This is a genomic window from Kitasatospora sp. NPDC058406 (genome assembly GCF_042722765.1).
Classification (GTDB): domain Bacteria; phylum Actinomycetota; class Actinomycetes; order Streptomycetales; family Streptomycetaceae; genus Kitasatospora.
The window spans coordinates 1-21,193 of the sequence record NZ_JBHXKE010000175.1 but is presented as its reverse complement, the minus strand read 5'-3'; the positions used below and the strand labels follow the sequence as shown (position 1 = coordinate 21,193).

General features: G+C 74.4%; 17 protein-coding genes. 3 read left to right on the top strand and 14 right to left on the bottom strand.

Annotation, left to right across the window (positions count from 1 at the left end):
• Positions 1 to 59: 59 nt before the first annotated feature.
• The 3 genes from ACFWOG_RS28550 to ACFWOG_RS28540 form a co-directional block, all read right to left on the bottom strand.
• Complete coding sequence (locus ACFWOG_RS28550) at positions 60 to 644, bottom strand: TerD family protein (RefSeq protein WP_329881306.1); 585 nt, start codon at positions 642 to 644, stop codon at positions 60 to 62.
• Between the two features lie 169 nt (positions 645 to 813).
• The gene (locus tag ACFWOG_RS28545) at positions 814 to 1,404 is read right to left on the bottom strand and encodes an RICIN domain-containing protein (RefSeq protein ID WP_380361596.1); all 591 of its coding nucleotides are present in this window, start codon (positions 1,402 to 1,404) and stop codon (positions 814 to 816) included.
• Positions 1,405 to 1,646: 242 nt separating this feature from the next.
• Complete coding sequence (locus tag ACFWOG_RS28540) at positions 1,647 to 2,312, bottom strand: class I SAM-dependent methyltransferase (protein ID WP_329951901.1); 666 nt, start codon at positions 2,310 to 2,312, stop codon at positions 1,647 to 1,649.
• 283 nt (positions 2,313 to 2,595) lie between these two features.
• Between ACFWOG_RS28540 and ACFWOG_RS28535 the strand changes: the two genes are divergently transcribed.
• A complete protein-coding gene (locus ACFWOG_RS28535) occupies positions 2,596 to 4,935 on the top strand; it encodes a glycosyl hydrolase family 18 protein (RefSeq protein ID WP_380361594.1) in 2,340 nt (779 codons plus the stop codon).
• Between the two features lie 89 nt (positions 4,936 to 5,024).
• Here the strand turns inward: ACFWOG_RS28535 and yidD are convergent, their stop codons facing one another.
• From yidD to ACFWOG_RS28490, 9 genes are all read right to left on the bottom strand, one after another.
• Positions 5,025 to 5,585: a membrane protein insertion efficiency factor YidD gene (yidD, locus tag ACFWOG_RS28530; protein WP_355405032.1), complete on the bottom strand. Its 561-nt coding sequence runs from the start codon at positions 5,583 to 5,585 to the stop codon at positions 5,025 to 5,027.
• 113 nt (positions 5,586 to 5,698) lie between these two features.
• The gene (locus ACFWOG_RS28525) at positions 5,699 to 6,472 is read right to left on the bottom strand and encodes a hypothetical protein (protein ID WP_329951904.1); all 774 of its coding nucleotides are present in this window, start codon (positions 6,470 to 6,472) and stop codon (positions 5,699 to 5,701) included.
• Positions 6,473 to 6,634: 162 nt separating this feature from the next.
• Positions 6,635 to 7,720 carry a hypothetical protein gene (locus tag ACFWOG_RS28520; RefSeq protein ID WP_380361591.1) on the bottom strand — a complete coding sequence of 362 codons (1,086 nt, stop codon included), beginning with the start codon at positions 7,718 to 7,720 and terminating at the stop codon, positions 6,635 to 6,637.
• Positions 7,721 to 8,058: 338 nt separating this feature from the next.
• Positions 8,059 to 9,465, bottom strand: coding sequence for a family 2B encapsulin nanocompartment shell protein (locus ACFWOG_RS28515; protein WP_329881312.1), 1,407 nt, complete (start codon positions 9,463 to 9,465; stop codon positions 8,059 to 8,061).
• A gap of 437 nt (positions 9,466 to 9,902) precedes the next feature.
• On the bottom strand, positions 9,903 to 11,372 hold the full coding sequence (locus ACFWOG_RS28510; protein WP_380361589.1) for a KamA family radical SAM protein: 1,470 nt from the start codon (positions 11,370 to 11,372) through the stop codon (positions 9,903 to 9,905).
• Positions 11,373 to 11,577: 205 nt separating this feature from the next.
• Positions 11,578 to 12,696 carry a hypothetical protein gene (locus ACFWOG_RS28505; protein ID WP_380361587.1) on the bottom strand — a complete coding sequence of 373 codons (1,119 nt, stop codon included), beginning with the start codon at positions 12,694 to 12,696 and terminating at the stop codon, positions 11,578 to 11,580.
• 208 nt (positions 12,697 to 12,904) lie between these two features.
• Positions 12,905 to 13,720, bottom strand: coding sequence for a DUF1963 domain-containing protein (locus ACFWOG_RS28500; RefSeq protein ID WP_329951907.1), 816 nt, complete (start codon positions 13,718 to 13,720; stop codon positions 12,905 to 12,907).
• A gap of 209 nt (positions 13,721 to 13,929) precedes the next feature.
• Complete coding sequence (locus tag ACFWOG_RS28495; RefSeq protein ID WP_329881316.1) at positions 13,930 to 14,439, bottom strand: hypothetical protein; 510 nt, start codon at positions 14,437 to 14,439, stop codon at positions 13,930 to 13,932.
• A gap of 168 nt (positions 14,440 to 14,607) precedes the next feature.
• The gene (locus ACFWOG_RS28490) at positions 14,608 to 16,143 is read right to left on the bottom strand and encodes a PLP-dependent aminotransferase family protein (protein WP_380361584.1); all 1,536 of its coding nucleotides are present in this window, start codon (positions 16,141 to 16,143) and stop codon (positions 14,608 to 14,610) included.
• A gap of 228 nt (positions 16,144 to 16,371) precedes the next feature.
• Between ACFWOG_RS28490 and ACFWOG_RS28485 the strand changes: the two genes are divergently transcribed.
• Complete coding sequence (locus ACFWOG_RS28485; protein ID WP_380361599.1) at positions 16,372 to 19,218, top strand: AAA family ATPase; 2,847 nt, start codon at positions 16,372 to 16,374, stop codon at positions 19,216 to 19,218.
• 100 nt (positions 19,219 to 19,318) lie between these two features.
• On the opposite strand, the gene ACFWOG_RS28480 is transcribed toward ACFWOG_RS28485, so the two are convergent.
• Positions 19,319 to 19,606 (bottom strand): hypothetical protein, encoded by a 288-nt coding sequence (locus ACFWOG_RS28480; RefSeq protein ID WP_329881319.1) that lies wholly within the window; start codon positions 19,604 to 19,606, stop codon positions 19,319 to 19,321.
• 320 nt (positions 19,607 to 19,926) lie between these two features.
• Between ACFWOG_RS28480 and ACFWOG_RS28475 the strand changes: the two genes are divergently transcribed.
• Positions 19,927 to 20,235, top strand: a complete 309-nt coding sequence (locus tag ACFWOG_RS28475) for a chaplin family protein (protein ID WP_329951909.1) — start codon at positions 19,927 to 19,929, stop codon at positions 20,233 to 20,235.
• An 85-nt stretch (positions 20,236 to 20,320) separates the two neighbouring features.
• Here the strand turns inward: ACFWOG_RS28475 and ACFWOG_RS28470 are convergent, their stop codons facing one another.
• Positions 20,321 to 20,734: a universal stress protein gene (locus ACFWOG_RS28470; RefSeq protein ID WP_329951913.1), complete on the bottom strand. Its 414-nt coding sequence runs from the start codon at positions 20,732 to 20,734 to the stop codon at positions 20,321 to 20,323.
• Positions 20,735 to 21,193: the final 459 nt, after the last annotated feature.

The window sequence follows — 21,193 nt, the reverse complement described above, 5'->3', positions numbered from 1 at the left end:
GGCCGAGGTCGTGCGTGCGGACGGCTGCCGGTCGCCCTCCGCTTCGTCGTCGCCGAGGCTCAGAGGTGCTTCACGAGCTCGGGCATCAGGTCCTGGAACGTCCGTCCGGCGGCGGGTTGGCCGATCGCCACGAGCTGCCAACCCGTCCCGGTCCGCTGCATCTTCGCCATGATCTGCGCGGTGTACGGGCCACCGCCGGTCAGCGTGTAACGGGCCAGCTCGGTGCCGGTCTGGGTGTCGACCAGCCGACAGAAGGCGTTCTCGACCTCCTGGAAGGTCTGGCCGGTGAACGAGTTGACGGTGAACAGGATCTGGTCCACCTCGGCCGGCACGGCGGTGAGGTCGACGGTGATGGTCTCGTCGTCGGTCGCGTCCCCGGCCCCGCCCGTCAGGTTGTCCCCGCTGTGCCGCACCGAGCCGTCGTCGCTGGTGAGGTGCTGGAAGAAGACCACGTCCACCGGCTTGCCGGCCGCGAAGAGCACCGCCGAGGCATCCAGGTCGATCTCCTGCCCGGCGAACAGTTTGGCGAGGAAGCCCTTGCGCTGCGCGGCCCGCCAGCCGAGACCCATCCGCACCACGCCCAGCCGCCCGCCACCGGGCTTCTCCAGGCTCAGCTTCTGACCCTTCGCCAGCGAAACGCTCATCGCGCCCTCCTCGTTCCTCACCTGCGCCCCATGAATCTACAACAGTGTAGATCTTCCCGGCGCCCCGGATTCACCCCGGGACACCTCCATACCCCACGGGCGCGCCCGGGAAGCCGCCCGCGCCCGCACCGCGCCGGGACGCAGTACGGGCACCCAGGGCCCCGGCCGCCTACCAGGTCCAGATCTGGTCGGCCCAACGGTTGTCGCAGCCGCCCACGACCGCCCCGCTGCCGGAGTCCCCGCCCCGGACGATCACGCACAGCTTGCTGTTGTAGTTCTTCAACCAGTAGCCGCCCGCCTGGAGCGAGACCGCCCACCACAGCTGGTCGTCGAAGTCCGCGCAGTCCGTCTGGACCACCGGACCGTTATTGGCGGTCCCCCGGGCCACCAGGCACTTTCCGCTGTGGAAATTCCGGATCCGGAACGCATTGGCCTTGTTGTAGACCGGGTCGAAGATCCAGAACTGGTCGTCGAAACCGAGGCAGCCGTACTGGAACGCCTGGGTGTTGTTCGCATAGCCCTGGACCACCAGACACATCCCGCTGTTCGTGTTCCGCAGCTTCGAGCCCTGCCCCGGATCGGCGAGCGCGAGGTCGGCGACCGGCACCACCGCTCCGGCGGCCCCGGCCGCGGCGGGCCCCACCGGCGCCGAGCCGGCCGCCGCGACGCCGCCGGAACCGGCGAGAACCGACACCGCCAGCGCGGCCACCGCGACGGAGGCCCCGACGAAACGGGCCGACCTGTGGATGAAACCCTGCATGTGCCATCCCCCTCGATCAGTCGGAATTCCCATCGACGGCAGACGAAGCACACGCCTGCCGGACCGAACCCTAACCGCCGGGGAATTCACCTTCAACGGTTTTGCGAAATGACGAATGCACCCGTCCGCCCCGTACACGAAACAGCAAACCGTTCGCCACTGACGCCACCTGGTCACTTCGCTCCGGATCCACCGGAACGAGCGGCCGGCGACCGGCGACCGGCCTGAGGACCGGCCCGGGGTCAGCCGACCCGCTCCGCGCGGACGAGGGCGTCGATCGCCTCCACCGGACGGCCGCCCGCACCACCGCCGGCGCCGTCGTCGGTCGCGAGCCGGTGGCCACCCTCGGCGGCCACCGCACGGCGCACCCGTTCGGCCCGAACGGTGTGCAGACCGGCACCGACCAGGTCGGTCAGCACGTCACCCGGGGTGAAGAGCACCTCCGGATCCCGGGGGCCGCCGACGCCCTCGGTCAGGTTGGTCGAGTCGTGGCCGACCACCAGCAGGGTGCCGCCGGGCGCCACCGCGGCGGCGGCGCGACGCAGCGCCGTCCGGCGCTCCTCCGCGGGCAGTTGGAGGTAGGCGACCACGACGAGGTCGTAGCCGCCGGTCGGCGCCTCGAAGGTGCGGGCGTCCCCGTGCCGCCAGGTCAGGCGGTCGGCCACCTCGTCCGGCAGGGCGGCGGTGAGCCGTTCGGCACGGCCGAGGGCCACCGTCGAGAAGTCCAGACCGGTGACCTCCCAGCCCCGGCCGGCGAGCCAGATGCTGTTGCGGCCCTCCCCCGCGGCGAGGTCCAGGGCGCGCCCGGGGGCGAGCCCGGCGAGTTCGCGGACCACCCAGCGATTGGGTTCGGTGCCCCAGACCAGCTCGCTCGCGGCATAGCGGTCGTCCCAGGCGCGGCTGTCCATGACCCGTTCTCCGTTCGACGCGGGGCTCCTCGGGAGGCCACCGTACCGGTCCGGCCGTCGTCGACGACCGTTCCGCGGGGCACCCTTGACGGCGAATATTGGTCCAGTCCAATCTGTGATGTCGTGATGCGGGATCCTGTCCGGTCCGCGTCACGAGCACCACACGCATACCCGAAAACGCGCTCCACACCCGCCCGCGCGCCCCCACAGCGCCCGGTTCGGCTCCCCGGCCCATCCCGGGCCAACCGCACCGCCGGAACCCCACTCCTCCGGAGGATCACCCATGCACGACCGGGTCATGCCCGCGCGCCCTGCCCGACGCCGGGCCGCCGCACCACGCCGACGGGCCACCGCGCTCGCCCTGGCGGCCACGCTCACCACCGGCAGCGCCGCCCTCGCCCTCACGCTCGACACCGCCTCGGCCGCGGCCGTCAACCTGCTGACCAACGCCGACTTCGAGACCGGCGGCCTGGCCGGCTGGACCTGCGCCAACGGCTCCGTCGTCACCACCCCGGTGCACGGCGGCAGTTACGCGCTCAGCGGCGCCGCATCGGCCGCCGACACCGCCCAGTGCCAGCAGACGGTCGCCGTCCGGCCCAGCACCACCTACACGTTCTCCGGCTGGGTGCAGGGCAGCTACGTCTATCTCGGCGCGACCGGGACCGGCGTCAACTCCCAGAGCTGGGCGCCCAACGCGACCGGCTGGACGCAGCTGAGCACCACCTTCACCACGGGCGCGGCCACCACCTCGGTGACGGTCTTCACGCACGGCTGGTACGGCACCGGCGCCTACCGGGCCGACGACCTCAGCCTGACCGGCCCGGCCGGACCGACCAGCAGCTCCAGCCCGACGGCCACCAGCAGCCCGACCGTCACGACCAGCCCCACGGCCTCCAACAGCCCGACGGCGTCGAACAGCCCCACCCCCTCCAACAGCCCCACCGCGTCGAACAGCCCGACGGCCACCACCAGCCCCACCCCGACGGCCACCTCGACCGGCACCGGCCCGGCCGGGGACGGCAAGGTCACCACCCCGAACGGCGTCACGGTCACCAAGGTCACCCACAACGCCGTCGTGCTCAGCTGGCAGCCGTCCACCCTCACCAGCGGCGACGGCCCCGTCTCCTACAAGGTGTACGCGGGCAACCAGCTGGTGGCCACCTCCATGGGCACCTCGGTCGCCGTCAGCTCGCTGCTGCCGACCCGCGGGTACACCTTCACCGTGCAGGGCTACTCCGGCAGTCACGCGTCCGCCCAGTCCGCCCCGGTGAACACCACCACCGCCGCCGCCCCCGCCAACAGCCCCTTCCGCTCGGCCTACTTCGACCAGTGGGGCGTGTACGAGAACGCGTACCACGCGAAGAACGTGGACACCAGCGGTGCGGCCGGCAAGCTGGACGTCATCAACTACGCGTTCGCCAACATCCACCCGACCAACCTCACCTGCTTCCAGGCGGTGAAGGCCTCGGACTCGGCCAACGAGAACAACCCGAACGCCGGCGACGGCGCGGGTGACGCCTACGCCGACTACCAGGCCGACTACAACGGCGCCACCAGCGTGGACGGCAGCGCCGACGTCTGGGAGCAGCCGCTCAAGGGCAACTTCAACCAGCTGCGCCAGCTGAAGGCCAAGTACCCGAACCTGCGGCTCAGCATCTCGATCGGCGGCTGGACGTACTCCAAGTACTTCTCCGACGCCGCCGCGAGCGACGCCTCGCGCAAGAAGTTCGTCTCCTCCTGCCTCGACATGTTCCTCAAGGGGAACCTGCCGACCAACATCGCCGGTGACCCGGCGGGCGGCGCGGCCTCGGCGGCCGGCCTGTTCGACGGCATCGACCTCGACTGGGAGTACCCGGGCTCGGCCGGCGGGCACACCGGCAACCACACCTCCCCCGCCGACAAGCAGAACTTCACCCTGCTGCTGAAGGAGTTCCGCACCCAGCTGGACGCCCTCGGCAGCGCGCAGGGCAAGCGGTTCCTGCTGACGGCCGCCCTGCCCAGCGGCCAGGACAAGATCGCGCAGCTGGAGACCGACAAGATCGGCGCGTACCTGGACTACGCCGACGTCATGACCTACGACATGCACGGTGCCTGGGACGCCAAGGGCCCGACCAACCACCAGGACCCGCTGCACGACAGCCCGGCCGACCCGACCACGCCGATCACGCCGGGCACCCGCAAGTACAACATCGACACCACGCTGGCCGCCTACACCACCGGCCTGCCGGAGTACGGCATCGCGGGCGGCTTCCCGGCGAACAAGCTGGTGCTGGGCCTCCCGTTCTACTGGCGCGGCTGGACCGGCGTGCCGGCCGGCTCGAACTTCGGCCTGTACCAGAGCGCGACCGGCCCGACGCCGGCCAAGCCGCTCAGCGCGGAGGCCGGTCTGGCCTCCTGGAAGGAGCTCAACGCCACCGCCGCCAACACCCACTGGGACCCGGTGACCGAGTCGTCCTGGGTGTACGACGGCACCAACTTCTGGACCGGTGACACCCCGCAGGCCATCCAGGCCCGTGGCGCGTACGCCAGGAGCAAGGGGCTGGCGGGCCTGTTCGCCTTCGCCCTGGAGAACGACGACGCCTCGGGCTCGCTGCTCAACGCCATGAACAGCAGCCTGCACTGACGCTTCGCCGGCTGATGCCGGAGGCCGCGCGGATCACCTCTCGACCGTGATCCGCGCGGCCCCTCCGTCTGCCGGGCCGCCCGGCCCGGTCAGCGCTCCGGCACCGGGTCGACGCCGCCACCCCGGCGGGCGGCACCCGGGCGGCAGCTCAACAGCCGGCCGACGGTCAGCCGCGCACCGCGCACCGCGCCGTGCCGGTGCAGCGCCTGGACGGCGTACGTCGAGCAGGTCGGCGTGTACGGGCAGCAGGCCGGCCGCCCGGGGCTGATCTCGGTGCGGTAGTGGCGCACGGCCCCGTACAGCACCCCGGCCGCGAAACCGCCGGGCACCGGCGCGGCCGGGTCGACCCGGCCCGCCGCGCCGCCGTGCCGTCGGCCGCGGCCTCCGGCGAGCGCGAACCGGATACCCGCGACCGTCATCACCGGGAAGAAGAGGAGCAGGCAGGGACCGTCGCAACCGCCGCTGCAGTCGAGGTTGTCCAGGCAGTCGTTGTCCTTCTTCTTCTCCCCGTGCTTGCGGAGGTAGGCCTTCCACTCCTTGCGCTGGCGGCGCCGCCTCCGGCGCTCCTCGGCGGGCAGCCACCACCAGGCGCGCCCGGGGCGCTGGGTCGTCGGGTACGGGTCGCCCTGGTGGGGCTGTCGGTAGGCCACGCGCACGGATCCTCTCGGCATGCACGCCGGGGCCGGCCCCCGACGGCCCGATCAGAGTATCGAAGGCCGGGGCCGCCGGGAGACGGGTCCGGGTGACGGGCGCGACCGGCCGGTCACTCCTTCCCGCCGCCCAGTGCCGGGAACAGGTCGGTGAACGTCTCGGTGGTGACCGAGACGCTCCGGCCGAACGGGTCGTCGAAGTCCCAGATCAGGAAGAGCAGGAAGGCGATCAGCGCACTGAACACCCCGGCGAGCAGCAACTCCCGTGCCGAGCGCCTGATCTGGAGGGCGAACACCATCCCGACCGTCACCACGGCGCCCACGATCAGGCCGAACCAGACCACGCCCGGCATGGTCGGTCCGGCGTTCTGGCCCCGCGCGTTGCGGGCGTCGTCGGCGATGCCGATCCGGTCCATGATCGGCTGGTACGCCTGGGCCTCCAGGTCGGTGGCCGGCGGACGGGTCGCGACATCACTGCGCAGCTTCGCGAGCAGCTCGGTGCCCCGGTCGGAGATCTCGCCGTTCTCGCGCATGTACGTCCACTCGACGTCGACCACGTAGGAGACGTAGGCGTCGACGTCGGCACGGACCTTGTCACGGAACTCGACCGGGTAGACCTGCGCCCGCTCGCTCACCTCGTGCAGCGCCTGCGCCTCGCGGAACACGTCGTCCTGCGCCACGCCGCGTGCCTCCCAGACACCGGCGAGTGCCAGGCCGAGCACGATGGCGTAGACCACGCCGATCATCATCGTCATGTACTCGATGACGTCCGGTGTCTCGTCGGTGTCCTCGTCCTCACCGGCGCGGCGGTGCCTCAGCAGCACCACCGCCACCACGACGGCACAGGCCGCCAGCATGGCGATGGCCAGCGCCAACCACTCGGACATGGGAACTCCTCTCTGGGTCGGGTCATTCGTCGGATCGGATCGGGCTGAATCGGATCGGACCCGGCCCGTGCCGGGGTGGGAGGCACGGGCCGGGTGCACCGGGGGCGGAACTGCGAGCCGCTGCGGGCGGCCCGGTGGTGCTCACGTCGGACCGACGCGGTGTCAGGAGCTGCCGGTACCGCCCGAGCCGCCGGAGCCGCTCGAACCGGCGGACCCGGTGGAACCGCCGGCGCCTCCGCGACCCCCCGAGCCGCCTCGGCCGGAGCCTCCGCGCGGACGCAGGGCGACCGCCGCGAGCACGGCGGGCACGGTGATCACCAGCATGGTCCGGGTCGGCGCGGCGCCGTGGTGCCGCTCCGGGGCCTGCACCGGTGGGGCCTGCGGGATCCGGACGGGCTTCACCGTCGGGGCAGGTCGCACCGGCTCGGGGGCCGGGCTCTGCGGCGCCTGGGTCTGCGGTGCCGGGGGCGGTGGTGGCGTCGGCGCGGGCGGGCGGGGCGCCGGCGGGGGCGGCACCACCGGCTGTGCGGTGGGCCGCGGGGTCGTCGGCGTCGGTACCGGGGTGGGCACCGGCCGCGGGGACGCGGGCGGCGTGGTGGGCCTCGGCGTCGGGGAGGGCGGAGCCGGGGGCGGCACCGGCGCGGGGGTCGGCGGCGGTGTCGGCACCGGGGTGGGTGTCGGGGTCGGGGTCGGAGTGGGCTTCGGGGTCGGGGTCGGGGTGGGTGTGGGAGTCGGGGTCGGGGTCGGGGTGGGTGTCGGCTTGGGCGTGGGCGTCGGGCACGGATGGCTGTGCGTCGGCTTCGGTGGCCACGGCTTGGTGGGCCAGGGTCTCGGCGGCCACGGCCTCGGGGTCGGCGAGCCCGGGTGGTGCGACGTCCCGGAGAGGTCGACGGTGACGTCCGCCTCCACGTCGACGCCGACCTGGACGTCCACTCCCCCGGGGCCGACCCCCACCGAGACGTCCGTCCCGGTGGAGACGCAGGTGGTGACGACCGGTCCGTGCGGGCGCCCTCCGCCGTGCTGTCCCGAGGTCCTGGCGGCGGCCGAACCGCTCAACAGCGCGCAGAGCGCGGCCACCCCGGCCGCCGCTCCGGCCAGCCGGATCCGCCGGGCGCGGGTGGTGCCGGCGCCGATCGGGTCACGGCTGCGGGTGACGCCGTCGCGCCGGGTACCGCCGCTCGCAGCGCCGTCTCTCGCAGCGTCGTCTCTCGGAGTGCCGTCGCTCGCGGCGGTGGGGTCCGCGGTCACGACTGCCCGTCCACCGGTATCCGTCGGGGCGGCTGGGACTGGGGCATGGGCTCCATGCACCTCTCGTGTCGTCAGGAAGGTCGGACGGCGCCGGAAGGGGGCCGACACCGGACGGCCCGCCTCGGGGGGCGGGCCGTCCGGTACCAGGTGAAACGATCATGCGGGCGGCCCGTCACGGCCGGACCGGGTCCGGTCGCGAGCCCGGGGCCCGGGTCACGGGCCGGACCGGTCGTCACGACGGGTTCGTCACGGCATGGTCGTCACGGCACGGTCGTCACGGCACGGTCGTCACGACGGGGCCGCCGCGTCGAGGCGGGCCGGGCGCGCGGCGCCACGGATCAGCGGCGGCCGTGCGCGACCTCGACGTTCTCCAGCACGCCGACCGCGTCCGGCACCAGGATCGCGGCCGAGTAGTAGGCGCTGACCAGGTACGAGATGATCGCCTTCTCGTCGATGCCCATGAACCGGACCGAGAGGCCGGGCTGGTACTCGTCCGGGAGGCCGGTCTGGTGCAGGCCGATGACGCCCTGGTTGTCCTCGCCGGTCCGGATCACCAGGATGGAGCTGGTGTTCTCCTTGGTGATCGGGATCTTGTTGCACGGCAGGATCGGCACCCCGCGCCACGCCGGCACCTGCTGCCCGCCGAGGTCGACGTGGTGCGGGTAGATCCCGCGCGAGTTCAACTCACGGCCGATCGCCGCGATGGCCCGCGGGTGGGCGAGCAGGTAGTCCGGGTCGCGGCGGCGGCTGAGCAGCTCGTCCAGGTCGTCCGGGGTGGGCGGGCCGGAGTGGGTCTGGATCCGCTGGGCGAAGTCCGCGTTGTTGAGCAGACCGAACTCCGGGTTGTTGACCAGCTCGTGCTCCTGGCGCTCGCGCAGCGCCTCGATGGTCAGCCGGAGCTGGTGCTCGATCTGGTTCATCGGCTGGTTGTAGAGGTCGGCGACCCTGGTGTGCACCTTGAGGATCGTCTGGGCGACGCTCAGCTCGTACTCGCGCGGCTTGAGCTCGTAGTCCACGAAGGCGCCGGGCAGCTCGTACTCGCCGTGGTGGCCGGCCGACATGGCGATCTCGGCCTCGCCGCGCTCGTTCTGGCGCTGGAGCGGGAGGGCGAGGAAGGCCCCGAGGTGCTCCTGCAGCGCGGGCGAGCCGTCCCGGATCGCCTCGAAGTCCCGGCGGGGCAGCGAGAGGACGGTACCGGAGGTCACCGTCCTGGCGGTGAACTCCCAGACGGCGTCGGCGTCGAGGACGGCGTGCTCGCCGAAGCGGTCACCGTCGGCGAGCACGCTGACCACCGTCTCGTCACCGTACTTGCCGGTGCCGATCTGGTTGATCTTGCCGTGCGCGATCAGGTAGATCCGGTCGGCGGGCGCTCCGCGCTCGGCGAGCACCTCACCCGGGCCGAAGTCGCGCTGCTCGCAGCGGTCGGCCAGCGCGGTGAGCACCCCGTCGTCCTCGAAGCCGCGCAGCAGGGCGAGTTCGCCCAGCTCCTGCGGGATGACCCGGACCTCGGAACCGGTCTTGATGAACTCGACCCGGCCGTCGCCGACGGTGTAGGTGAGGCGGCGGTTCACTCGGTAGGCGCCACCGGCGGCCTGCACCCAGGGCAGCACCTTGAGCAGCCAGCGGGAGGTGATCTCCTGCATCTGCGGCGCGGACTTGGTGGTGGTGGCGAGATTGCGGGCAGCGGCCGTAGTGAGGCTCGACTGCACCACCTGCTGTGTCTCCGGGCTGGTCTCCACGGGCATCGGCAGGGCTCTCCTTCATCTGGTCAGGTCACGTCGTCTGCGCAGGTCCCGCCGACGGGGCCGCCCGGTCGGCGGTGGCCGGGTGAACGGTCTCGACGGTTCATCAGATACACGTATCGGCAAGGGTGTTGGTGGCGTTCACGAAGTGGAGCGCCACTCGGTCGATCCACCGGGAACCCTAGATCACCAAGGCTCGACCGACCCCGTATGGCGGTGGAGTGCCCCCCGATAGGGTGAATCTCTCCGAGCGGAGGGTTTGAATCCGTCAGCCGGGCCCCACAACGCCGACACGTTTCTGCGCATGCGAATCGTCCAGACGTAGGAACGATTCACCTCACCCGAACGGAGCACCGTGAACGCCCGCACCCCGGCCGGCGGGGTGCGGGCGACTGGAACACGTGTTCGCCTGTCGAACAGAGTCGGCCGCCAAGGGCCGATCAGACCAGCGCGGGCTCCCCCGCGAGCTGCGAATCCCCCGCGAACCAGGGCCTCCGCTCGAACGACGCCGGCCTCAACTGATCGAACCAGGTGGCCCGTTCGTCGTACCGGGCGAAGAACGGCAGGCCCACCCGCTCCGGCTCGCGGGCCTGCAGGAACCGGCAGACGAAGACCCGCTCACCCGCGACCTCCGCGACGCCGTCCAGGCAGACCTTCCCCGGCCCGGCCGACATCACCGGCCCGCGCGCCGTCCGCTCCAGCCCCGACACCTGGCGGACCGCGTCCCGGTAGATCTCCACCGCCCGCGCCAGCGGCACCTCGAAGTAGGAGCTCGCCCCGGTGTCCCGCTCCACGAACAGGTAGTACGGCGCGATGCCGAGCCGCACCATGTCCCGCCACATCGCGGCCCAGACGTCCGAGGAGTCGTTGACGTGCCGGATCAGCGGCGCCTGGGCCCGGATCACCGCCCCCGTGGACCTGATCCGCGCCACGGCCGCCCGGACCGCCTCGCCGGCCAGCTCGCGCGGGTGGCTGACGTGGGCCATCACCGCCACCTGCCGCCCGGCGGCGACCGCACGTTCGAACAGGCGGAGCAGGTCGTCGGCGTCCGGGTCGGTGGTGAACCGGTGCGGCCACCAGGCCAGCGCCTTGGTGCCCAGCCGGATCGTCCGCAGGTGCTCGGTCCCGGGACCGAGCAGCGGCTCGACGTAGCCGGCCAGCCGCGCGGTGGACATGATCAGCGGATCACCGCCGGTGATCAGCACGTCGGCGACCTCCTGGTGGGCCCGCAGGTAGTCCAGCGCGGTCGCCGGACCGGGCAGGCTCTGCCGCAGGTCCGGCTCACCGACGAACTGGGCCCAGCGGAAGCAGTAGCCGCAGTAGGCGTGGCAACTCTGGCCCTGGGCGGGGAACAGCAGCACCGTCTCCCGGTACTTGTGCTGGAGGCCGGGCACGGGGCGGCCGTCCAGCTCGGGGATGTTCTCCTCCAGCTGACCGCCCGGGTGCGGGTTGAGCGCGCGCCGGGCGGCCGCCACCGCCTCGGCGAGCCGCTCGCGCGGGGCGCCGGCGGAGATCAGCGCGGAGATCCGGTCGAAGAGCTCCGCCGGGAGCATGTCCCGGTGCGGGAAGGTCAGGCGGTACATCGGGTCGTCGGGGACGCGCCGCCAGTCGATCAGCTCCTCCAGGACGTGGTTGTTCACCTTGAACGGCAGCACCGCCGCGACCACCGCGATCTCGTGCCGCAACCGCTCGTCCGCCCCGGCGAGCTGCGGCAGCCCGGCGAGCCGGTGGCCGGGTACCGCGCGCAGTTTGGGGCGCCGGCCGGCCCCGGCCGCCGTCCCCGTGCTGCCGGCACCTGCGGTGGTGCGCGCGCCGTCGCCGGCGTCGGTGATGGTGATGTCGGCGCCGGTGGTGGTGCCGGCGGCGTCGGCAGGCCCGCCGTTCACACGCTGGTCTCGTACGGTTCGCACCCGTGTCACCCTTCTCCCGGCCGCTCCACGCGGCCCTGCGGGCAGCCTAACCTTCGTGCGGTGACCATCCGTCAGAGGGCCTGGGAGCAGCGGCCGTACGGGTCCGGGGCGGGCGGCGGCCGGGCGCTTCCCCGGTCCACGGGGCGGGCGGACACCCGGTCCGGGCAGCGGGCCGGGCACCCGGCCCTCGACGGCCCGCCCCCCGCTACGGCTCGCCGCGGTCCCGGTGGTCCCGCTCGCGCCGTCGTGCCACGTACCAGAAGGTGCCCACCAGGGCGGAGAGCCCGATCACCACGAAGGCGAGCGCGGGCCACCGGCTCTCGAACAGCCGGACGTCGGCGAGCAGCAGCACGACGACCGCTCCCAGCGGGACGGCCAGCGAGGCCACGGCCCGGGCGGCCGCCACCACCATCCCGGGGTCGGTGCGGGTCCGGCGGGGCCCGGACCAGCCCGCCGGAGCGCCGCCGAAGTGGAAACCCACCGCACGCGTGGCGATCCGGTCGGTGGCCCGGTTGTAGGAGGCCCCCATGTACGGCAGCCAGACCAGCGGGGCGACCGTACCGAGGAGGAAGACCACGGCCAGCAGCGCCCACCCGCCGGCGGAACGCCAACGGGACGGCGGCGGGTCCTCGCCCTCGCTCGTCAGCCCGAGCAGGCGGGCCATCCGCCGGATCAGGGAGGCGAATCCGCGGATGCGCCGGGTCCGGCGGTCCCGACCGGCGGGCGCACCGCCGGGCACCGGATTGGGGCCGGACGCCAGCGCGCGCTCGGCGGCGGCGAGGTCGGGGTACGCCCCCTGGAGGACGAGGATCTCGGCGGCCCGGGCCGGTGCCACCGGGTCCTTCCCGGCGAGGGCGGCGAGCTCCAGGAGGAGTTGCCCCTGGGCCAGCAGCGCGCTGCAGAAGGCGAACGGCACCAGCCAGAGGAACGGCCCGCCGACGAACGCTCCCTCGGACTGGCTGACCCGCCGGGCGTGCGTGACGGCCCGGACGGCCAGCTCGCCCGTGGTCTCGTCGGGACGGGACGCGCGGAGCGCGGCGGTCCGCCGGGCGGCCCGGGGGCCGCGGTGACGGACGGCGAAGACCGCGAGCAGCTCCGGCAGACGGCCCGGGTGCGCGCGCACCGCGCGCAGCAGCTCGACGGCGGGGGCGGCGGTGTCGGTGCCGGCCGCGACGTCGGCGCTGCGTGCGGTGCCGACGGCGTCGGTGCTGTCGGCATCGGTGTTGTCGGCATCGGTGTTGTCGGCAGGAGCGGCCGCGCGGTGCGGCGCGGACTCCGTTCCCGGCTCCGCGTCCTCCGGGGTCCGCTCTCGCTCTGGGACCACGTTCGTCTCACCGCCCCGCCGTACCGCCCGACCGACCCCCGGCAGGGCGCCCGGTCCCTCGTTCCGGGCCTCACCCCAGCCTAGGACGAGTCCGCCGGTTCCCGCCGTTCGTCCGCCCGGCGGTCGCCCGGCGGTCGCCCGGCCGTCCCGGGCGGAAGGCCGTGCGGGGCCGGTACCGATCAGGTCGGGGGCTCCGCGCCCGACCCCGTCAAACGGTCTCGAACCCGTGCCGGACCAGGTCGAAGCGGCCCGCCGCGAGGTCCTCGTCGGTGATCCAGAACGAGACGTCGGCGCACGCGCCCCGTGCCGTGTCCAGCGCGCCGCTCCCGATCTGGAGCAGCGGCCGGTGGCCCTCGGGGCGTCCGGTGTCGGTGTCGCACCAGCCGAGCACCCGCACGGCCGGCCGGGGCAGCTGGTCCGCGAGGTCGAGGGCGAGGTCGAGCGCGACCAGGAAGTCGTCGGGGAACAGGTTCTCCAGCTCGCGGTCCTGGTAGGACGGCGCGGAGAGCGCCCACGACGCCCGGACCGGGACGGCCGGGACGGCGGGTGTGCCGTGCTCGCTCGGCGGTGCCGCTCGGGGCGGCGCCCCGGCGGGCACGTGCAGGACCCGGCAGCCGCGGCCGCTGAAGTCCGCGAGCCACTCGTCGTGGAAGAAGAGCAGCAGACCGTCGGCGGGAAGCGGCCAGCGGTCGCCGGGCCCGGTCGCCCGGAACGCCGCGGCCAGTCGGGCGCAGTCCAGCTGGGCCAGGAAGCGCATCGGACGGCCGGAGAACGCGGGCCAGGCCGTCCCGGCCGGCAGCGCGGGCAGCCCTCCGAGCCGGCCCTCGCCCCTCTCACCACCACCCGGCTCGCCGTCGCCGGTGACCGGCCCGAGGACCAGCGAGGAACGGAACAGCCGGTGCACCAGCGGTGCAAGCCGGTCACCGGCCCGTGCGCGGATCGCCGCCGCGACGGCCTCGGGGATCGGCGGCGCGCCCCCGCCCGGGGCGGTCGTCGACATGTCAGTGGTCACCGGTTCGGCCATGCGCCGAGCCTGCCATCCGGGTCCGACAATCCGCGGGGCGCACGGGCCGCACACGCGGCGGCCCGCCGACCCGGTGGGCCACCGGCGCCCCGGGGGAAACGCCGGAGTCCCGCCAGGTGCCGGTACGGGGGCGATCGGCACCTGACGGGGGTTCCGGGCGGCCCCGGCCGGGCGCTGCGGCCCGGAGCGGGGGCGGGGCGGGGTCGGGATCAGGAGCAGGTGACCTCGTTGCCGGGGACGTTGAAGATGCCGGAGTCGGAGGCGGTGCCCGAGGCGTACTCGTAGTAGAGGTACGTGTAGAAGTCGATGCGCGCACCGTTGCCGCAGGCCGAGTCGGCGGCGATGTCGTAGGTCAGCGTGACGGTGGTGGTGGCACCCGCCGCGACCGGCACGGAGTGGTGGACCAGACCGCTGGTGGCGCCGGTGTCACAGCTGCTCACGTTGCCGCCGCAGGACGCGAAGGCGTACTTCAGGCCGGTGGCCTGGGTCGTGCCGTAGGTCGGCTGGATGGACTCGTAGAGGAACTGCACGGGGGTGTCGTGCGGGTTGGTCAGGGTCAGGGTGAGGGTGACCGAGGAGCCCGGGGTCGCCGTCGCCTTGTCGGAGGACACGGAGAGCAGGGGGGTGTCGGCATGGGCGGGGGCGGCCGAGAGGAGCAGGCCGATCAGGAGGGCGAGGATCGCGGGCAGGCCGAGGCGGCTCAGGAATGATGTGCGCATGACCATGGAGCGTAGGCGGGCTGCCCCGCCCCGGTGTTCTCCTCCGCACCGGTCCGTACCGGCATATGACAGCGGAGCGGACGCCCGGAACCACTACCTTCCGGTTCCGGCCCCGCCGGAAGGCCGGACACCCTACCCTCTGCTCCCGGCCCCGCGCCGGACGGCCGCTCAGAGCGGCTCCGGCAGGATGTCGCAGAGCGCGTCGAGTGCGGCCGGGTAGGCGTGGTCGGGCGGGGTGGAGTAGCCGACGACCAGTCCGTCGGAGGCCGGCATCGCCTCGGGCGTGACCAGCGGGTGCCGGTAGTCCGCGAGGCCGTCCAGGGCCAGCCCCCGGTAGGCGGCCGCCTTGAGGACCGACCGCTCCGTTCCGGGTGCGAGCCGGAGCACCGCGTGCAGGCCGGCCGCGATGCCGGAGACCTCGATGTGCGGGGCACGCGAGGCCAGCGCGGCGACCAGCGCGTCCCGGCGGCCGCAGTAGCGCCGGCGCATCCGCCGGACGTGCCGGTCGTAGCCGCCCGAGCCGATGAACTCCGCGAGCGTGAGCTGTTCCAGCGCACTCGCCCAGGCCTCGCGCTCCCCCTTGGCCGCGAGCACCCGGTCGACCAGGTGGTCGGGCAGCACCATCCAGCCGATGCGCAGCGCGGGGCTGAGGCTCTTGCTGACGGTGCCGAGGTAGACCACCCGCTCGGGATCGAGGCCCTGCACCGCACCGACCGGCTGGCGGTCGTAGCGGAACTCGCCGTCGTAGTCGTCCTCCAGGATCAGTCCGCCGCGTCCGCGCGCCCAGTCCACCACCGCCGAACGCCGCCCGGCATGCAGCGGACCGCCGGTCGGGAACTGGTGGGCCGGGGTGAGCAGGACCGTCCGGACGTCCGGGTGGCGCGCCAACTCGCCGACACGGGCGCCGCGTTCGTCCAGCGAGAGGGGCACCGTGGTCGCCCCGGCGGTGGCGAGCAGCCCTCGGTGGAAGGCCAGCCCGTACGCCTCGACCGCGAGCGGTCCGGTGGTCCGGGCGGGCAGCACGGCCCGCGGACCGTCGAAGAGCAGTCGCAGCCCGTGGGCGAAGCCGGAGCAGACCACGATCCGCTCCGGATCGGTCCGTACGCCGCGCACCCGGGCCAGGTAGTCGGCGAGGACGTCGCGCAGCTCGCGGCGGCCCTGCGGATCGCCCGGTCCGAACGCCTCGTTGGGCGCGGCGGTGAGCGCGCGCCGCCCGGCGGCGAGCCACGCGGTGCGGGGGAAGGAGGCGGTGTCGGGCCGGCCCTGCCGCAGGTCGTGGGCGGGCTGCGGCGGCCGGGACGGCCGGCGGGCGCGGGTCGGGGCGACGGGCTCGGCCCGGTCGGCGACGGCGGTGCCCGAACCCTGCCGGGCGGTGAGCCAGCCCTCGGCGACGAGCTCGGCGTAGGCGTCGGCGGCGGTGTTGCGGGCTATGCCGAGGTCCGCGGCGAGGGCGCGGTAGGGCGGCAGACGGGTGCCGGGGGCGAGCCGGCCGCTGCGGATCGCCTCACGCAGGGCGCCCATCAGGGCGGCGCGGCGGCTGCCGGTGACGGGGAGGTCGAGATGCAGGTCGGCACCGGACGGACCGTCGCCGGCGCGGGCCGCGCCGGCGGCCCCCTCGTCCGGTCGGTCGGCGGTCTCCCGGGGCGTGCGTCCGGCAGGACGGCGGCGGGGTGTCCGGGGCGGCTCGACCGAGATGTCCGTCATGGTCAGGCAGCCTATCGCCGGACCGGGCCCGCCCCCGGGGCCGGGCCCGGCGCCCCGCCGCCGCCCCCGGAGCGCGGCGGGGCTGCCGGGGGCAGGGGCCGGAGTTCACGGGGCACCCGGCGGGAAAGGGGAGGATAGCCGGGGCCGCAGGTGTGGCCACCTGCGAGGAAAGGGGCGGGGACGGTCGTGGGCACTGGGGTGGGAGCGGTCGGGTCGACCGCGGGGACGATGGTCGGGCGGGGCCGCGAACAAGCGCTGCTGGCCGCGTTCGTGACGGAGCCGGGGCCCGGGGCCCTGCTCCTGCGGGGCGAGACGGGAGTGGGGAAGAGCGCGCTGCTCGACCACGCCGCCGCGCACGCGGCGGACGCCGGGCACCTGGTGCTCCGGGCCGCCGGGGCCGAGGCGGAGAGCGAGCTGCCCTTCGCGGGACTGCACCAGTTCCTGCACCCCCTGCTTCCACGGGCCGCCGGTCTGGAAGCCGGCCACCGGGCGGTGTTCGACGTCGTCCTCGGGCGCGGCGACGGGGCGCCGCCGTCGGTGATGTCGCTGGGGATCGCCGTCCTCGACCTGCTGTCCCTGGCCGGTTCCGAGCGGCCGGTACTGCTGGTCCTGGACGACGGCCAGTGGGTCGACGCCGCCAGCACCGACGTGCTCGGCTTCGTGGCGCGCCGGCTCACCGCAGGTCCGGTACGCCTGCTGGTCGGCGTGCGGTCCGAGGTCGCCTCCGGGTTCGACGCGGCGGCGCTGGCGGAGCTCCCGGTGGCCGCGCTGCCGGACGGCGACGCGGAACGGCTCCTCGACCGGCGCCACCCGGGTCTCGACCCGGGGGTGCGGCGGCTGGTCCTGGACCAGGCCTGCGGCAATCCGCTCGCGCTGCTGGAACTCCCGCCGTACGTGGGAGCGGCCCACCGGAGCGGGGGCGGTCCGGGCGGCGGGGGTTCCGCCGCCGGCGGACCGGCGACCGGCCCGCACCCGGCCGGACTTCCGCGCCGCCTCCAGCACGTGTTCGGCACCCGGATCGAGCGGCTGGACGACGCGGTGCGGGAGGAACTCCTGCGCGCGGCACTCGACGGTGCGGGGACGAGGAGCGGCGGCCGCGCCGCGCGGTACCGGATGCGGGACGTCGACGAGGCAGCGGCCTGCGGACTGCTCGACGTCGATCCGGTCAGTGGCGACTTCGTGTTCCGGCATCCCCTGGTGCGCTCGACCGTGGTCCAGCTGGCCACGCCCGGCCGGCGGCGCGCGGCCCACAGGGAGCTGGCCCGGGTCCACGGCGACGACGTCGAGCGGCGGGCCACCCACCTGGCGGCGGCGGCCCAGGGGCCCGACGAGCAGGTGGCCGCCGCGCTGGAGACGGCCGCCGAGTCGGCCACCCGGCGCGGGGGCGCGCTCGCGGCGGTCGCCTGGCTGACCCGCGCCGCCGAGCTCAGCGAGGACCGGGACGGGCGGGCGCGACGCCTGGGCGACGCGGCGTTCGTCGCCGGGCACTCCGCGCTCCTCGACCAGGCGCGCAGGCTCACCGACGGGGCGGCCTCGTCCGACGGAGCGGCTTCGGCCGCGGCCACGGTGACGTCCGCGTACACGGCCCTCTACGAGGACGGGGACGTGCGCTCGGCGCGACTGCAGGTCGTCGCGGCGATCGGGCGGATCCGGGCGGCCGGCCGGGGGTGGGCGGAACCCGCGTCCGCCACGGAGACCCCGGGCGGGCGGCCGGCCGGGCACCCTCCGGAGCCGGGGCAGCCGGCCGAGGTGCTCACCCGGCTGGTGAACCTCCTGCTCGCCGTCAACCAGTACGCCGCCGATCCCGCGGCCTGGGAGGCCGCGCACCGGCTCCTGACCTCCATGGGCCCACTGGTGGCACCCGTCTCGCTGATCTACCGGGACGCCTGGAGCGACGTGGTCCGCCACGGGGCCGGCGTGCACGAGCGGGTCGAGCGCGCCTTCGCCGACCTCCCCCGGCTGGAACCGTGGGACGTCACGCGGCTGGCCGTCGCCGCGTACCACGTCGACACGCTGCACCACTACGGCCCGCTGCTGCGCCGCACCGTGGACCGGGAGGTGGAGACCGGCGCCGTCGCCAACGGCATGACCATGCTGCACCTCGTCATGCTGGACCAGCTGGCCGCCGGGGCGTGGGACGAGGCCGAGCGGACCGGGCACCGCGTACTGGAGCTGACCACGGCCCACGGATTCGCGCTGTTCGCCCACCACGGCCGGGCCTACCTCGCGCTCCTGGCAGCCCTGCGCGGACAGTCCCGACGGGCCGCGGAACTGCAGGCGGCCGTCGGGCACTGGGCCCGGCCCCGGGGCGTGGGCTTCCTCCTCCAGATCGCCGACGCGGTGGGAGCGGCGGCGGCGCTGAGCGACGGGGACTACGAGAGCGCCTACCGGTACGCCGCGGGCATCACCGCTCCCGGCACCTTCGCTCCCTGCGCCCACCAGGCCTCCCGCACCCTGCTGGACCTGGTCGAGGCCGCACTGCACACCGGCCGCGCCGAGCAGGCGCGGCGGCACGCGCTCGCCGCGCGGGACACCGGGCTGCCGGCGGTCTCCCCCCGGCTGGCCCTCGTCACCCACGGGGTGCTGTCGATGACGGCCCCCGACGACGCCGAGGCCGAGCGGGAGTTCGCCCTCGCCGACGCCCACCCGGCCGGCGCGCACTTCCCGTTCGAACTCGCGCGCATCCGCCTCGCCCACGGTGTCCGGCTGCGCCGCACCGGTGGCCCCCGGGCGGCGCGGCACCCGCTGACGCTCGCCGCCGAGTCCTTCGAGCGGCTCGGCGCCGCCGGCTGGGCCGGACGGGCCCGGGCCGAACTCCGCGCCTCGGGCGTGCCCGCGCCCGAACCCGGCCCGGGCCCGGGCGCCGCGCGCCTGGCCACGCTGACCTGGCAGGAGCGCCGGATCGGGGAGCTGGCGGCGGGCGGACTGACGAACAAGGAGATCGGCGCCGTGGTCCGGCTGTCCCCGCGCACCGTCGGTTCCCACCTGTACCGGCTGTTCCCCAAGCTCGGCATCACCTCCCGAGCGGCGCTGCGGGACGCGCTGGCGGAGGGAACGGGACGGGACGGGCCGTGAGGGGCGGCAGCGGGCTCCTCCCCGCCGGCCTCCCGGGCACGGCGGACCTCCCGGGCGCGGGACGGCCGCGCCCGGGAGGTCCGTACGACCCCGCCGACGCCTAGTCGATGCGGACGGAGTTGACGATGTACGAGCGCACGTCGTTGCGGGTGCGCTCGGCGAGCGTCGAGTCGGTGGAGTAGGCGCTGACGGTCAGCCAGACGTTCCGGCCCTGCGGGACGCAGACGACGGTGGCGATCACGTTGCCGTTGCCGCCGATCACCTGGTAGTCGCCGTCCCCGGCGAGGTCCCAGACCTGGAAGCCCTGGCGTTCGAGGGCGGTCTGGGCCAGACCGAGACAGCTGCCGAGGTTGTCGTTCTTGGTGAAGGTGCCCCAGTGCGCGTACATGCGGGTCTCCCGTTCGTGCCGTGGCCGGGTGGCCGCGGGCCCCTGCCGCGGCCGTCCGTCGAGCATCGGGCGGCCGATGTCCCGGAAACACGGGGCGGGTGTCCCGGTCGTGCCCCGTCCCGGTGCCCGGGACCGGAGCAGGACCGCGGTGTCGGACGGACAGGTGGCGCGAGAGCGGGCAGGTGGCGCGAGAGCGGGCAAGGCAGGTGGGCCGGCCGGGCTCGGCGGCTGCTGCATCGGGGTGGGGTTCCGACTGCGCTCGGGTGATCGCACGGTCGGATCATGTGGTCATCGGCGTGTCGGCTGGCTATTCCTTCCCCATGACCAACACCAGGAAGTACCTGCTCGCCGCGGGCCTGAGCGCCGCGCTGGCCGTCATCTCCGCCGGCCCCGCCCTCGCCGGCGGCTGCGACGACTCCGCGCACAGCGCCCCCGCCCAAGCCGCGCCGCCCTCCTCGGCCTTCCTCGGCGGGGGCGGCGGGGGCGGGGGAACCACCTGTATCAACACCGGCGGCGCCTACGCCAGCGGCGTCGTGGCGGGCTCCCCCGGCGTGCTCTCCGGAAACCAGATCCAGATCCCGATCAGCATCCCGATCAACATCTGCGGCAACGGCGTCTCCGTGCTCTGACCCCCCTCGCACCGCACAGGGCCGCGGCCCCGGCATCCGCCCGGGACCGCGGCCCTCGTCGCCCCCTCGTCCGCGCGCCCTTCCCCTACGGCACCACCGTGACCGGCCAGCGCCCCGCCTTCACCAGCCGCACCGCGACCGAGCCGATCACCCGGTGACCGGCCTGCTCGGAGGCCCCGACCACCACCGCGTCCGCCCGCAGCTCGTCCGCCAACCGCGCCAGACCCGTGAACGGGTCGCCCCGGACGGTCAGGAAGCGCCAGTCCAGCCTCCAGACGTCGCGCAGCCGGTGCTCGGCCTCGCGCAGGGCGTCGAGCAGCTCGTCGGCGATCTCCCGGGTGGTCTCCTCCACCGCCGCGCCCGCGAGCGCGGTGGCCGCACCGAGCACCGGCTGGATGTACGCGACCGCCAGGGTGGCGTGCTGCCGCCGGGCCAGACCGGCCGCGTAGGCGGTGGCCCGCCAGGCGGAGTCCGATCCGTCCAGCCCGGCCAGGACCATCCTGGGGCCGTCCGTCCCCAGCTCGAACCCGGTGGGCGCGACCGCCGGCCCCGGTTCCCCGGCCCCCTGCCCCACCTCGTCGAAGGCCTCCGCGTCCCACCGCTCATCGCTCTCGTTGCTCATGGCCCGAGGCTATGCCGAGCACTCCCGGTGCCTGCACGGGGCACGGCGGGTGAGGGCTGTGGTGCGGGCCACCCGGAGGCGGGTGACCCGCCACCCTTTCCACCACCCCCGGCAGAGACACCGTCACCCACCGTCGACCATGTGCGCGGCCTCACAGCCCCACCCCTGTGGCCCGGACCACTTCCCACCCCCCAACGATCTTGAAAATAGGGACATTCACCTTCAAAACACCCCATTTCCTTGATCCTTACGACCGGTAACCACCCCCTGACATGCCTAAACCTCAGAATCCTTGAAACCCCCACCACCACCCCCGTAACTTCGAACCCGTTGCAC